This is a genomic window from Thermogemmatispora tikiterensis (genome assembly GCF_003268475.1).
Taxonomy (GTDB): Bacteria; Chloroflexota; Ktedonobacteria; order Ktedonobacterales; family Ktedonobacteraceae; genus Thermogemmatispora; species Thermogemmatispora tikiterensis.
In genome coordinates this window covers 4,072,397-4,085,140 of sequence record NZ_MCIF01000002.1, presented here as the reverse complement: position 1 = coordinate 4,085,140, position 12,744 = coordinate 4,072,397, and the positions used below count along the sequence as shown (strand labels likewise).

The window sequence follows — 12,744 nt, the reverse complement described above, 5'->3', positions numbered from 1 at the left end:
ATCAAGGGTTCCTGCCCACCAGACCGGGGAAAGAGCGCAGAGAGCAACCGGCGTCCCGTCAGTATGCTGCACAGTAGAAGGGAAGCAAGACAGATGACCAATGAGCCTCCAGGCGTGGTGCGCGTCGCCCGCCAGGTTCTGACTACCATCGTCTCGAATGCCGCGCTAGGGGTGGCCGGCGTTGTCCGCCTGGCCCGTGGTAGCGAGCGCTGGCCAGCTTTCGCCGGTCGCGAGATCCCTCGCCAGGGTGTGGCTCTGACAGTCAAGGACAATACCGTGAGCGTCGACCTTTACCTGGTCGTGGCCTCCGGCGTCAATGTCGTCGAGGTCGCTACCGCTGTCCAGGAAGAGGTGGCCGCCGCCCTCGAGCATATGGTCGGGATGCAGGTGCGCGAAATCAATGTCTACATCCAGGATGTGGCTTAGCGCCTTGAGCAGAGGCAGGCAGGCAGGCAGGAAAGAAGGCGAGAGGCAAGGTCAGCCAGTAGGTCGTAGTAGGATAGGTAGGATAGGTAGGTAGTAGAGAGAGGAGATGTGGCATCCACGATGAGGCGTGTTCGAGAGAGACTAGCTTCCTGCTCGCGCGCAAGCGCACGCGGTCGGGCAAAGTCAGCAAGCTAGACCAGCGATTGGGTGAAGACGCTATGCCGGTAGGGATACGCAGACAGGCCCGAATGGTCGCGCTGCAGGCGCTCTACGAGTTTGATACGGTGCGGCACCCTCCAGTCGAGGTGGTGCGGCGCCATGCCCAGGAGCGCAATCTGCACCCCCGGGTGGTGGATTATGCCCTTGAGCTGGTTGAGGGCACCTGCGCCCACCTGGAGACGATCGATGCGCAGATCCAGAGCGCCGCACGCGAATGGCCGCTTTCACAAATGGCCCGCATCGATAAAAATATCCTCAGACTTGCAATCTATGAGATTCTGTTTAATAATACGGTACCAGCAAAGGCAGCCATTAATGAGGCGGTCGAACTGGCCAAGTTGTTTGGCAGCGACTCGTCGAGTCGCTTCGTCAATGGCGTCCTTGGCACAATATTTGCGCGGGCACAGCAACAGCAGCCCACTCCAACTGCGGAAAGTGAGGTGACATCCTAATGGCTTCTGGCTCTGGCTCCGGCTCCGGCTCCGTCGCCGAGCGCTTGAAGCGGATCATCGTCGAGCAGCTCGGCGTCGATGAGAGCGAGGTGGTCCCCAGCGCCTCTTTCGTCGAGGATCTAAACGCGGACTCCCTGGATCTGGTGGAGCTGATCATGTCCCTGGAGGAGGAGTTTAAGCTCCAGATCTCGGATGAGGACGCTGAGAAGATCACGACGGTGGGTGAGGCCCAGGAATATATCGAGGAACATCTGCGCTAAGTTCCTTTGCGCTGCTCTGATCTGATCCGACTTTATTCACTGACCTGACTCGATCTTCTTCTGCGGATACGAGAAGCAGGCGGGAGACAGGAGGCGGCGCGGTGGCCGCAGTTCTACGGTTCTATTTGTTCCCCCATCCACCTGTCTGGGGACCTCGGAACCAGGTTGGATCGCGCCGTAGATGCGCTCGTCGCGTCGGTTTGTCTGATACCAGACAGCCGGTCAAACCGCCTCTCTGCTTGTCCCCGCTACGTCTGCCTCTCCGCCTACCGCTCCAGTCGAGCAAGCGATCAGGTTGGTGGGTGGGCAAACGGTCGGTCAGGCGGTGCTGAGGACGACGCACTTCTTCAGCCAGATTCGAGGGCTTATGTGGCGTGGGATGGGTGGGGTGGTGGTCACCGCTCACCTCGTCTTCCCCCCTCACCTTTCCCTCTGTCACATTTCTTCTCCCCCAGGCATCTCCTTAAATTAAGTAAGGAGAGATTCCTTCCCCTGGCCGGCATCACCGGCTCCGGTTGACGTCGAGCAAGTGCGTGAGTGAGGATGTAGACAACAATGGGACCCGCGGCGCAGGCCGTTGAGGCGCTGATCCAGCAATACGGCAAGCTGGTCTTTCATACAATCTATGGCCTGACCGGCGATTGGGAGGAAAGCCAGGACCTCACTCAAGATACTTTTCAGCAGGCTCTGAAAAGTATCGAGGCCGCCCGCGCTTCCAGTGGCCCTCATTTTAATGCCCGTGCCTGGCTGCTGAAAATCGCTCTCAATACAGTCCGTATGCAGGAGCGCCGCAAGCGCCTCTTCCGCTTTGTGCCCTTCTCCTCACTCGGCAACCAGAGCCGACGCGCTCAGGAGCCGGAGAGCGAACGCTTGACGGAGAATCTTGCGGCCCAGGCGGCTCCTGTCCAGCCTCATGGCTACGGGGCAACGCCTGGCACCGATCCCAGCGAACTGATCGCCGAACGCGATGCCGTCCAGCGAACGTTACAGCGTCTGCCGGAGCCACTACGGGTCTGCCTCCTGCTTTCAGTGGTGGGTGACTTCTCCAGTGCGGAAATTGCTCAGATGCTGGACGTGAGCGAGCCGGCAGTCCGTCAGCGCCTGGTACGCGCTCGCCGCCAGTTCCAACAGCTTTACGCCCTGGAGCGCGGCGACGGACCGCGTCGCCAGCCCAGCCCTGCTTCTGCTGGCCAATCTGCTCCGGCGGGCAGAGAGCCAGCGCCCTCTCCGCGCGCAAGCAGAGAGCCAGCGCCACCGCTTCAGTCCGAGCAGACGTTTCAAACAGGAGACGCCGCCAGTGAGGAGAGACCTGAACGCCTGGTCTCTAATCCTCCCTGGTACAATGGGAGACACTATGCAGCCTTCGGACTCTGTTGAAGTCCTGCTCCTGCGCCACTACGGTGAGCAGGCCCCTACTCCACCCGATCTGGAGGCCCGCTTGCGGGCGGGCGTGACCAGAGAGGCAGCTTCTCTGGAAAGTGGTCAACGTATCGCTCGCTTACTGGGAGAACAACGCTTGAGCCGCCGCCGCGCCGCCGCTCTGGTGGCTCTCGGCGCCGCCGGGGCCGGTGTGCTGAGCCTCGGTCTGGAGTGTGTGCAGTCCCTGCTGGCCCCCCACCAGCAAGAGCTGTCTTCCTACCCCGCCTATTCTGGCTAGACGGGCCAGGCGCCCCGCTGGCTCTCCAGCCTCCAGCCCCCTGCAGGGCCGCGCTGGCAAGGGGGGCAAGTGTGAGATACAATAAGTAAAGTAAGAAGAAGAGTGTTGTCGCTTTCGGAATGCACAAAGGAAGGCGCCACGCCTCCATAAGGCAAGACAAGACAAGAAAAGAGAGGGTGCAACTATGTTCCCCGGATTCCACGGCCTCGATCTGGTTGTTATTCTGATCGTTGCCCTGCTGATCTTCGGTCCAAAGCGCCTGCCTGAAATGGGTTCGGCGATTGGAAAAAGCATTAAGGAGTTCCGTAAGGGCATGAGCGATCTCACCAGGGATAAAGAGGAGCATGATCCCCTGGATGAGCCTTTCTCCCCTTCTTATGCCGCACGGAACAATTTGAACCGCTTGAGCAGCGGGAGCGGTCTGCGACAGGATCCACTCTTTGAGCCTACTCCCGAGCTGGTTCACGAGACACAGCCTCAGTCGACTCAGAGCCAGGCTTCTCCTGCGAGCGTCAGCAAGACAGAACCGACCATCAGCGAGGGTGGGCAGAAGGCTGAATGAGACGCCGCTCTGTCGCAGTTGCAAGAAGGAAAAGGGAGCAAGATAGCAGCTATGCAGAGTAGACGCCTCCTATCGGTCCAGCCCGCTCTACACCGCCGGGAGTGAGCAGAGGAAGAGCATGGCTACAGGGAATTTACGACAACCTGACCTGATGCCCGACCTGGATGAGACCTTCCGCTTTCAGGAGGAAGAGGAAGACGGCGCCTCCATGACGCTCGTCGAGCATCTGGAGGAGCTGCGCTGGCGCATTTTTAAGTCCCTGATTGCGGTAGTTGTCGGGGCAGTCGTCGCTTTTATCTTCCGCGAGCCAATCCTGCATTTCCTGACCTTACCCCTGCCAACGCTGACGGCTGGTCAACGCCTCGACTCTCACGGAGAGCTGGCAGGCAGGGGTCTGATCACTATCGGCCTGGCCGAGGGCTTCACGGTCTTCCTCAAGGTCTCGATCGCTGTCGGCATCCTGCTGGCAATGCCGGTCATCCTGTACCAGGCCTGGGCTTTTATCGCCCCCGGTCTCTATCGCCACGAGAAAAGGGCCGCTCTGCCTTTCCTGATCCTGGGCAGCCTGCTCTTCGTGGCCGGTATTGGCCTGGGCTTCGTGGTCCTGCAGTATCCAGTTCAATGGCTAATCGCTTTCTCCTCCGGCGATTTCGTGGAGCTGGTTTCGGCAGACAGCTACTTTACGTTCGTGGCCTTCTTCTTGCTGGCCTTCGGAATCGTCTTCGAGATTCCTCTCGTGTTGACTTTCCTGGCTAAGCTCGGGATCGTAAGCGCGGAAACCTTGAAACGCCGCCGCGCCGCGTCTCATGTCGGGCTGTGGATCGCCTCGACCTTCTTGACCCCGGGGGCCGATTTCTATAGCCCCATTATCCTGGGGGTGACCATGTCCTGCCTGTATGAGCTGACGATCCTGCTCATCCGCTTTATGGTTCGTCCAAGCAAGGCAGGAGCGTGAGCGGGCCTGTACGAGTCCCAGAGACGAGACAAGACGAGACGGCAGGCAGCTACCTGGCTCCGCTCGACTCGTTAGGCTCGCCCACGCATTCGGGCCGGGTCAGCCCACCGCCGGAGGAGCGACAGCCTGCAGTGGTCAGGATAGATTGAGCAAGTAAGTCAGCAGGTTAGCTCGGGCAATGATCCGGGGTGAACGAGAGGGGAGTGACTCAGTCAGCGCAGCCGGGCCTCCGCTTCGGCGGCTCCGGGATCAGTCTGGTTCATCCCGGCCCCTCCTTGAGTTGCCTCTTGGGGATCACGTCCAAAGCCTCGCCAGAGCACGAGGATGGCGAGCGCATAGCTGATGGCCGCCAGCACAAAGACGGCAGAATAACCTTGCTGAACGATGATAATCCCACCAATGGGGGTCGACAGAGAGTAGGCGATCCAGTAGGCAGCCTGATAGCTGCTGTTGGCCAGGCCGCGCCATCGCCCCGGCACAACCTCCATTGAGAAGGCTTGTAGTACTCCCATTGTCATATCCATCGCCCCCTGACGCAGTGGATAGAGCAGGGCCGCCAGCAACAACGAAGGACTGAAGCCCAGTACGAGCATGAGCGGCAGACTGAGAGTTTGCGTTAAGACTACAGCCCGCGCCTTGCCCAGGCGCGCCGCCAACCAGGGGGCGAGAAGAGTCGTGCCGGCGGTGAGAGCAGTGGCTCCCCCATCGATGAGGCCAAATTGCCAGGAGCTGGCTCCCAGATGACGCACGAAAAAGAGGTTGAAGTAGGGAATAAAGAGGCCGGCCCCGAAGCCAATCAGCCCTTGCTCCAGGGTAAGCAACACCAGGGCGCTGCCCAGCCAGGGCCTCCAGACCTTCCAATCCAGCCAGCGCCGCCAGTCGGCCCTGACTCTGCGAGCAAGGCCGCCCACTCCCTCAGCAGTCAGGATACGTCTGGCCCCCCCACTCCTGCCATCGGCAGGCTTTGCCAGAGGCTGCGGATCAGGATCGAGCAGGAAGAGAGGGATAAGGCTGGGAACAGCCAGCAAGCCGGCCCCAATGAGAGCAAGCTGATAGGCGCGCGCCGCCGGCTGAGGAGCCAGCAGACTACTGAGCGGGAAGGGTAGCGTCCCCATCAGCCAGGTCAGCTGACGAAGCCAGACAGGCAGCGCCCCCCCCAAGCAGACGCCCAGCTACCGAGGTCACCAGCGTCACGACCAGATTAAGGCTGAAGAGATGGGAGCGCTCTGCCGGCAAGCTGTTCTGCGTCAGATAGGGAGCATTGACGACGAGGAGGGCCGCGCTGACTATCCCCGCCAGGAAAGCCGTCATTAGCAAGGGGAGAGCCTGTCGAAACAGGATCTGGCCAGCCCCAAGCAGGCCCATCAGGAGACTGGCCAGGATCAGGACCGTCTTGCCTCCTAAACGGTCCACACAGAGGCCAGCGGGAAAGATAGCCAGGCCCGCCCCGACAGTAGCCGCAAATTGGACAGCCCCAATGAAGTCAGCACGGTAACCCAGAGCATCGAGATAGAGATTATAGAGCAGCAGCAGAATGCCGAGCGAAACACCGCTGAGAGCGTTGCTGATCAGATAGAGGCGAGCATTCCGCTGCAAACGGGTGAACTGACGTACGTAGTCAATGAGGAGAGACATGGCGCATAGACTGCACCGCCTGTTGAGCAGGCGCCCCCTCTCTGGTGGAAAGCCCTCTCGCAGCGCCGACCCGGCCAGCCCCCTCGGCTTCGGAGGTAGCCGGCAGGTCCTCAGCAACGCTACGACCCGCCGTCGACGGCCTTGCTTCGCGTGAATCCTCCCGCAGCTCCGCGCCGGCCTCAGCCGCACGACGCAGCTCCTGTTGGCGCGCCTCGCGTCGCACTAATCCTGGCAAGAAGAAGGCTCTGGCCATCTCCTTGACCATCACTGTACGCGCGCGGAACTCGATCACGGCCTCCGCTACCCGATCGCTTCCTTGCTCGACGCGCCGATCGACCGCCCGCACCCGTTCCGGCAGGCTGACCACACCCTGGACCAGCGGATGCTCTAGCGCTCCTCCCTCGGTGGACCGCTCGGTGGGACTGGTCTCCAGGGCCTGATTGAGCTGATCGACCGCTGGGCGTAGACGCTTAATCAACTCGCTCTTCTCCTGGACCCAGGCAAAGGCAAAGAATAAGCCGATGGAAAGCCCCAGCGCTAATAAGACAAAGACAAGCAACTCGATCGCCAGCACGATCGCCGCAATCTGCCCCCAGGTCTCCAAGGGATCAGCAGCGAGAGCAGCCAGGACAGGGACGGACATAGCTACTTTCCTCCAACCTCATGAGCACGAATGGCACGCATCTGCTGGCGCCGACGCTCTTCGCTGCGACGGGCCCGGCCCTTGCCCAGGAAGATCCGCAACACCTGCTGCCCCGCCAGAACAGTGGCCACGGCGCGAATCCCTGGCGCCAGCGCGAAATCACGCGCCAGTTGGGCGGCGCTACCCACCGTGGTGACCGTATGGCCAGCAGTGCGCGCCGTCTCCTTGACCACACCAACCGTCTCCTGCACTGAGGCCAGGAGGGGACGCATCTCGTTACGCACCGTCGTAATCGCCCGTAGCAGGGCGAGAATAGCATAGATGAGAAGAGCAATAGCAATCAGCGTCGCTGCAGCCAGAACGATCAGAGCAATGTAGAGCACGGCCAGTAAAACATGGAAGAGAGCAGCCAGGATAAAGCCTACAATAAGCAACACCAATACCCCAACCCCGATCACCAGCAAATAGCGCTTTGCGCTTTGCATAAGAAAGAGACCTCCCGGCAAAGATTTAGAGAAGCCTGTACTACCTGATTATAACGCATGGCCTTAAACAGCGACCACCGACGCGGTAGCCAGCTACGTTCAGCCTCGCCAGTAACAAGGCCCTCATTAGCTGTATACGCTGCTGAGTCCTCTCAGGCGACAGACTGCCCACGGCAGGCCTTTTTCCCTTAGAAAGCTGAGCGTTAGCTGAGAAATTGCTGAAACTTTTATTGTTGACTTGCTCTCAGCCACGTTATACGTGTATTGTCAGAGCAAGAGATCAAGGATGAGGTGGCACGGGAGGAGGATCGGCCCGGGCCACAAGGCCCGTTTCGCAGAGAAGGAGGGAACTTCCTATGTTTGCTTCTGTGACATCTGCAGCCATCGCTGCTCTCACTTCGGATTCACCACTCTTTACGATCAACATCGGCGATTTTCACTGGACGGTGACCGTAGGCACAGTCATCTACCTGGCAATAGCCGCGATCGCCGGGCTATTGGCTGAGTTTATCGTCGGCTGGCGGCTGCCTGGGGGAATTATCGGTGCAGTTATTGCCGGACTGATTGGCATCTGGCTCTTTACTCATGTTTTTCCCTTCACTATCACTGGCGATCCGACAGTCTATGGTGTCCCCATTTTCAGAGCGCTCATCGGGGCTATCCTCTTAGTCTTCCTCTGGCACTTGATCACCTTTGGCGCCTGGCGCCACCGCCGCCCATACTACCGCCGAGGCGATTAGCTCGCTCTCTACCCCACCGCCTGCCTTGCCGGAGAGCCTGCTTTCTTTGCGGATCTGAGTGTCAGCCGCAGATCAGGCCCCGGCAATCCGCTTCCTTCCCCGACCTGACCCTGACACGAGCTACCACTGCAACATTGCCAGAGGGCGCTTTCTCCCGTATACTACAGCAAGCTAGTCGAGTGAGGGAGGCGTTGCAGTGGTCTTTACAACTCGTGCTTTCGTGACTTTTTTTACGATTATTGACCCCGTCGGATTGGCACCGGTCTTCATTGCGCTGACAGCTCACCTCAATGAGGCCCAGCGCCGCGCAGTGATTACACGCGCCATTTTGATCAGCGCAGCCATCATTGCTTTTTTTGCGCTTGTCGGGCGTTTCCTACTCGATCGACTGGGGATTACGCTCTATGCCTTCAATATGGCAGGGGGAGCTTTGCTTTTCCTGGTAGCTGTAGAGATGCTCTTCGGACGCTCATCGGGGACACGCCGCACCGCCGCAGAAGAGGAAGAAGCGATGACCCGCGAGGACATTAGCGTCTTTCCGCTCGCCATTCCGATGATCGCCGGCCCGGGAACGATCGCCACCACTATTCTCTACGTCGATCAGGCACTGCCCGATCCTTTCAAGCTCTTCTCTGTGGCAGCCGCTATTGCCATCTCACTGTTGGCAGCCTGGATCGTTATGCGCCACAGCATCTGGATTATGGAGCATATCGGGCGAACGGGGATTCTGGTCTTGTCGCGCATCCTTGGCATCCTGTTGGCAGCGCTTGCTATCCAGTTCATCCTGAACGGGACGCTGACCTTCATCCACACCAGCGGCCTGCTGAGATGAGAGCGGCGGCAGGGTCACCTGGGGCGTCTGGCACCTCGGCGCCCCCCCCTTCTCACCTTAAAGGCTGGCTATACTATAATGGCCTCAGCTGAGAGGAAGGTGCTCTGAGCCGGTCGGCTGTTGCTGAGAGCCTCCTGTGGCCGGCGCGATACCCTCCGAGGTAGGGCAGAGAGCCAGGAACCCCCCCAAGAAAGAGGAGAGAAGCGTCACCTTTTGCCAGACTATACGTAGTATTTTCTGAGTACAGAGAGTGTGAACAGCCTCAGCGACCCGGGGTTCAGGGCGGGCTGCGAGCAGCCCGCCGCCCCATGAGAGAGAGAGGACAGTCATCCGCTGCCTTCTGCTCCTGGCCGAGAGGGAGAGAAACGACTGGCGCCACATCCTCCGGCCAGGGTCAGTCATCAGTCTGGCCAGCCAGAGAGAAGGCAGCTCCCTTCCCTGGGGTCACCCAGAGGCCCCTGGCAGCACGTCTCTATGGTATCATGTAGGATGTGGTGCCCAGAACACCAGCGAAGCAGTCAGACGCTCAGGTCCCGGTGGCCTTTACTGGCTGTCTTACGCCTTAGTGAAGGAAGCGGCAACGCGACAAGGAAGGAGTCCTTACCTTGACGCGACAGACCACAGCCAGCCCAGTCAAGAGCAGGAGCATTGACGGTATAGTGCGGCACTACGCCTGAGTGGAGGAGACACATTTGGAAGCACAGACCGAGATTCAATCTTACCTGGAGCGGGGCAAACAAGCCCTCGCCGAGGGACAACCCCGAGAGGCAGCCATCGCTTTTGCCCACGCCGCCCAGATCGATCCAGAGAATCCCAAAGTGCACCTGGGCCTGGCGGAGGCTAACCTGGGCCTGGGAGACTACCGGGTGGTGACTCTGGCTTGCCAGAAAGTCGAGGAGCTACAGCCGGAAGGCGGTCTGGAGAGTTTGCTGGCCCGAGCCTTGCTGACGCTGTTGGAGAAGCGCTACGATCAGGCTCTGAGCTACGTCGACCAGTACATTGCTCAGGACCCGGCAAATGCCTACGCCCACGCTTTGCGCTCCTATCTGCTGCAGGCATTGGGCCAGTACTACGATGCCGGCCTGGCACGGTCACGTGCGGCGCGCCTCTCCTACGGCGGGCGCTTCGAGCGGGCTTTTCCTCCGCTGGAAGAGAGCTTCGGCTTCGGCTATCGGGGTGTTCCCCCTTCACCTTCACCCCACGCCCCTACCAGCCCAAGCCAGCCCCTGCCACAGGAGCAGACTCCCTGGCCCCAGCGCAGTCAGCTCCAACGCCAGGTCACACGCGGACGCTTTATCCTGAGCCGCTATCCACGCCTGGTAACAAATACCCTGATCTTTATCAACATCGCCGTCTTTCTGGTCGAGGTTTTCCTGAGTCAGAACCTGTTCATTGACGAGAACGTGCTCTATCAGATGGGGGGAGAGGTCAGCCAGGCCGGCGACTACTGGCGCATTTTCACGGCGATGTTCTTACACGCGAACATCCTGCATATCTTCTTAAATATGCTCTCTCTATTCTTGATCGGGAGCGCTACCGAGCTGTTCTATGGCAAGCTACGCTACCTGATCATCTACCTCGCCTCGGGGATTGTCGGCGGCCTGGCTACCTACTTTCTGATGCCCGCCACGGTGCTGAGCGTGGGCGCCTCGGGAGCGATCTTCGGCGTGTTCGGCGCGCTTGGCGCCTTCTACATTATGAACAGGCGAGCGCTGGGACCCTTCGGCCAGGGGGCAATTATCAACTGGCTCTTCTGGCTGGGTCTTAATCTGGCCTTGGGATTCGCCCCCGGCAGCAATATCGCCGTTTCTGACCACATCGGTGGTCTCATCACGGGCCTCGTGCTGGGCTTCCTGCTTGGCCGCCCACTAGAGCGGCGCGTCCTCTAGCCCTCCCTCCCGTTCAGCTCTGGCCCGCCCCAGGCTCCTGGCCCGGGCAAGCCAGAGCCAGATCGCGGGGAAAGACCCAGACCAGATACCGGCGAGGAGTCGCCCAATGGGAGCACCCCCCAGCCGGTCGAAGCGACATGGCAGCCCGAACACCGGGGCTGTCGATGATCGGATCGGTCTGCAGGGGGGTCTTTTTGCTTTTCAGCCAGGGGCTTTCTTTGGCTCAACGTAGCCCCTTTCTCTTCTCAGGCCTGCCTTGCGCCTGCTGCTTTCCCTACCACGCCACTTCCTCAGCCTGCGCACCGCCACAGAAGAGCTGGCCGGGAAAAGAGCCTCCGCTCGCCCACTGCCTGTTGGTAGACAGAGTAAACTAAATATAAGGAGCTGAGCCTGCAATCTCGCTGTGACCCGGCTGAGTCACATGATCCTATCCATGCCCTTTACCCCCCCGCTCAGCTCCCTTCTTTCTTGAGAAGAGCAATAGAGGAGAAACAGCTATCCTTCGCCTTTCCTCCTCACTCACTCACCAAGCTCTTAGATGCGACCCGTACCCACAACAGCGATGGCCCGCACGTAGGTCCTTGCCTGTACCAGAGTCGCAATAGCTCCACTGCTGAGATCGAGAGCAAAGATGTTACCATCGGCATAGAAGGTCAGTGTGTGCCCATTGAGCCAGGTCCCTAGCTCAACCAGGGCCGCGGTGGTGGTAGCCAGGAGCACGGGCTTGGCCACGCGCAGGTGACCATTGCCATCGCTAACCTGCACCGTGTAGAGGGCACTATGGCGCTCATAGGGCGGCTGGTCGTCGCTCGAAAACTCCACATAGACCAGGGAGCGCTCATCGGGAGTAAAAAGCGGCGTAGTTACCCAGTGATAATCGGCAATGCTGCGCAATGCCCTCTGCGCAGGCAGCACTATCTGGGCCTTTCCCAGAGCCGGCGGTGAGCCTCCCAATGAGGCCAGGCTGAGACTGTTGGCATAGGAGAGAGCCGCGATGTCCGCCGGGACGCTATTATCAGTGGGATAAGGGACCTGCCCCTCGTTGGGCGAATAGAGAAGGAAGCGATCAGAGGGCGAGAGGAGCAGCGGCCCTTGCTGCGGATCTTCGTCAAGAATCTCCTGCGGCTGTTGCTGCTCTTGCCCGGCTGTGGCGGTAATTGGAAGCACCCAGAGGCCATTTTGAATCGCCTCATGACTGCCACGGCTGTCCGTGAGCAAGAGATAAGCCAGCACTTGCTTGCTGCTGGACGGGAGCACAGCAAAAACCCGGAAACAGGGACAGTCGGCGGTCGATTGCTGATAGACGAGGTGGGTGCTGGCCAGAGGCCCGGCGTAGATCTTGATGGTGCCCCGTCCATTGGAGGGCTCACTACTCCAGGCAAGCCAGTGCCCGTCACTGCTGAGAGCCATCGAGGTCACAACCTCGTCGGCGTCGATGGTAGCGATTTGTGTGGCTTGACCGCTAAAGATGTCGAGCAGCCAGAGGCCATCACCACTATAGAGCAGCTGCCCAGAGGGCGTGAGCATAGGCCGCACCGCCTGGTTGTAAATGTAGCCAGGCGCATTGAGGACCTCCGGCTGACCGCCCAAAGGCGCCAGAAAGAGATTCCCTTGCTGACTATTGGGGTTCTGGCTATTTTTGGGATTACTGGGGAAATTAGGATTGTATGGCTGTTCATAGAGCAGATAGCGGTCTTCTGGCAATTGGAGTACAGCGTTAGGGACACTGTTGTTGGGCCAGAAAATCGGTGGGTTGGGTGTTGGCGTTGCCGAGGGATTGGGGGTCGGGGTTGGCGTTAATACAATTGGAGAAGCAACACGGGTTTCAAGAGCACTCACAGTCGCCGTCGCCGAGCGTGCAGCTGCTTGCTGAGCCTGGGGAGTCAGACCATAGATGAGCAGGCCATTGAAGCAGGCCAGGAGCAGCCCGATCAGGCTCAGCATGGTCAGCATGCCAATTCTCGATAGGTGCAGGTAGCGGCTCTGCGA

The 12,744-nt window shown here is 59.8% G+C and carries 15 protein-coding genes; 10 read left to right on the top strand and 5 right to left on the bottom strand.

What is annotated here, in order from left to right:
- The first annotated feature begins 93 nt into the window (after positions 1 to 93).
- The 7 genes from A4R35_RS16340 to tatC all read left to right on the top strand — a co-directional run bounded on the left by A4R35_RS16340 (position 94) and on the right by tatC (position 4,531).
- On the top strand, positions 94 to 426 hold the full coding sequence (locus A4R35_RS16340) for an Asp23/Gls24 family envelope stress response protein (protein WP_052890847.1): 333 nt from the start codon (positions 94 to 96) through the stop codon (positions 424 to 426).
- Positions 427 to 644: 218 nt separating this feature from the next.
- A complete protein-coding gene (gene nusB / locus A4R35_RS16335; RefSeq protein WP_112431198.1) occupies positions 645 to 1,097 on the top strand; it encodes a transcription antitermination factor NusB in 453 nt (150 codons plus the stop codon).
- A complete protein-coding gene (gene acpP / locus A4R35_RS16330) occupies positions 1,097 to 1,357 on the top strand; it encodes an acyl carrier protein (RefSeq protein ID WP_069802715.1) in 261 nt (86 codons plus the stop codon). The genes nusB and acpP overlap by 1 nt, the downstream gene beginning before the upstream one ends.
- A 555-nt stretch (positions 1,358 to 1,912) precedes the next feature.
- On the top strand, positions 1,913 to 2,734 hold the full coding sequence (locus A4R35_RS16325) for an RNA polymerase sigma factor (RefSeq protein ID WP_112431196.1): 822 nt from the start codon (positions 1,913 to 1,915) through the stop codon (positions 2,732 to 2,734).
- Positions 2,712 to 3,014: a hypothetical protein gene (locus tag A4R35_RS16320; protein WP_112431194.1), complete on the top strand. Its 303-nt coding sequence runs from the start codon at positions 2,712 to 2,714 to the stop codon at positions 3,012 to 3,014. Before A4R35_RS16325 ends, A4R35_RS16320 begins: the two co-directional genes overlap by 23 nt.
- 184 nt (positions 3,015 to 3,198) lie before the next feature.
- Entirely contained in the window at positions 3,199 to 3,576 is a 378-nt protein-coding gene (gene tatA, locus A4R35_RS25345; protein WP_112431192.1) for a twin-arginine translocase TatA/TatE family subunit, read from the top strand.
- Between the two features lie 118 nt (positions 3,577 to 3,694).
- Entirely contained in the window at positions 3,695 to 4,531 is an 837-nt protein-coding gene (gene tatC, locus A4R35_RS16310) for a twin-arginine translocase subunit TatC (protein WP_112431190.1), read from the top strand.
- Positions 4,532 to 4,743: 212 nt separating this feature from the next.
- Here tatC and A4R35_RS16305 read toward each other — a convergent pair whose 3' ends face one another.
- Genes A4R35_RS16305 through A4R35_RS16290 form a run of 4 tightly spaced genes read right to left on the bottom strand, consistent with a single transcriptional unit; the run spans position 4,744 to position 7,294 of the window.
- A complete protein-coding gene (locus A4R35_RS16305; protein ID WP_112431188.1) occupies positions 4,744 to 5,646 on the bottom strand; it encodes an MFS transporter in 903 nt (300 codons plus the stop codon).
- A complete protein-coding gene (locus A4R35_RS16300; RefSeq protein ID WP_112431186.1) occupies positions 5,618 to 6,166 on the bottom strand; it encodes an MFS transporter in 549 nt (182 codons plus the stop codon). The genes A4R35_RS16305 and A4R35_RS16300 overlap by 29 nt, the downstream gene beginning before the upstream one ends.
- Positions 6,150 to 6,809, bottom strand: coding sequence for a hypothetical protein (locus A4R35_RS16295; RefSeq protein WP_112431184.1), 660 nt, complete (start codon positions 6,807 to 6,809; stop codon positions 6,150 to 6,152). The genes A4R35_RS16300 and A4R35_RS16295 overlap by 17 nt, the downstream gene beginning before the upstream one ends.
- Before the next feature lie 2 nt (positions 6,810 to 6,811).
- The gene (locus A4R35_RS16290) at positions 6,812 to 7,294 is read right to left on the bottom strand and encodes a hypothetical protein (protein WP_112431182.1); all 483 of its coding nucleotides are present in this window, start codon (positions 7,292 to 7,294) and stop codon (positions 6,812 to 6,814) included.
- 356 nt (positions 7,295 to 7,650) lie between these two features.
- On the opposite strand from A4R35_RS16290, the gene A4R35_RS16285 reads away from it, so the two are divergent.
- From A4R35_RS16285 to A4R35_RS16270, 3 genes are all read left to right on the top strand, one after another.
- Positions 7,651 to 8,034: a GlsB/YeaQ/YmgE family stress response membrane protein gene (locus A4R35_RS16285; protein WP_223258367.1), complete on the top strand. Its 384-nt coding sequence runs from the start codon at positions 7,651 to 7,653 to the stop codon at positions 8,032 to 8,034.
- 196 nt (positions 8,035 to 8,230) lie between these two features.
- Complete coding sequence (locus A4R35_RS16280) at positions 8,231 to 8,866, top strand: MarC family protein (protein ID WP_112431180.1); 636 nt, start codon at positions 8,231 to 8,233, stop codon at positions 8,864 to 8,866.
- Between the two features lie 692 nt (positions 8,867 to 9,558).
- Positions 9,559 to 10,755, top strand: coding sequence for a rhomboid family protein (locus A4R35_RS16270; protein WP_112431176.1), 1,197 nt, complete (start codon positions 9,559 to 9,561; stop codon positions 10,753 to 10,755).
- A 534-nt stretch (positions 10,756 to 11,289) separates the two neighbouring features.
- Here the strand turns inward: A4R35_RS16270 and A4R35_RS16265 are convergent.
- Positions 11,290 to 12,708, bottom strand: a complete 1,419-nt coding sequence (locus A4R35_RS16265) for a hypothetical protein (protein ID WP_112431175.1) — start codon at positions 12,706 to 12,708, stop codon at positions 11,290 to 11,292.
- Positions 12,709 to 12,744: the final 36 nt, after the last annotated feature.

Coding starts and splice junctions, on each gene's coding strand:
- A4R35_RS16340 (WP_052890847.1), top strand. CDS start 94: ATGACCAATGAGCCTCCAGGCGTGGTGCGCGTCGCCCGCCAGGTTCTG.
- A4R35_RS16300 (WP_112431186.1), bottom strand. CDS start 6,166: ATGTCTCTCCTCATTGACTACGTACGTCAGTTCACCCGTTTGCAGCGG.
- tatC (WP_112431190.1), top strand. CDS start 3,695: ATGGCTACAGGGAATTTACGACAACCTGACCTGATGCCCGACCTGGAT.
- A4R35_RS16295 (WP_112431184.1), bottom strand. CDS start 6,809: ATGTCCGTCCCTGTCCTGGCTGCTCTCGCTGCTGATCCCTTGGAGACC.
- acpP (WP_069802715.1), top strand. CDS start 1,097: ATGGCTTCTGGCTCTGGCTCCGGCTCCGGCTCCGTCGCCGAGCGCTTG.
- tatA (WP_112431192.1), top strand. CDS start 3,199: ATGTTCCCCGGATTCCACGGCCTCGATCTGGTTGTTATTCTGATCGTT.
- nusB (WP_112431198.1), top strand. CDS start 645: ATGCCGGTAGGGATACGCAGACAGGCCCGAATGGTCGCGCTGCAGGCG.
- A4R35_RS16320 (WP_112431194.1), top strand. CDS start 2,712: ATGCAGCCTTCGGACTCTGTTGAAGTCCTGCTCCTGCGCCACTACGGT.
- A4R35_RS16285 (WP_223258367.1), top strand. CDS start 7,651: ATGTTTGCTTCTGTGACATCTGCAGCCATCGCTGCTCTCACTTCGGAT.
- A4R35_RS16305 (WP_112431188.1), bottom strand. CDS start 5,646: ATGGGGACGCTACCCTTCCCGCTCAGTAGTCTGCTGGCTCCTCAGCCG.
- A4R35_RS16325 (WP_112431196.1), top strand. CDS start 1,913: ATGGGACCCGCGGCGCAGGCCGTTGAGGCGCTGATCCAGCAATACGGC.
- A4R35_RS16265 (WP_112431175.1), bottom strand. CDS start 12,708: ATGCTGACCATGCTGAGCCTGATCGGGCTGCTCCTGGCCTGCTTCAAT.
- A4R35_RS16290 (WP_112431182.1), bottom strand. CDS start 7,294: ATGCAAAGCGCAAAGCGCTATTTGCTGGTGATCGGGGTTGGGGTATTG.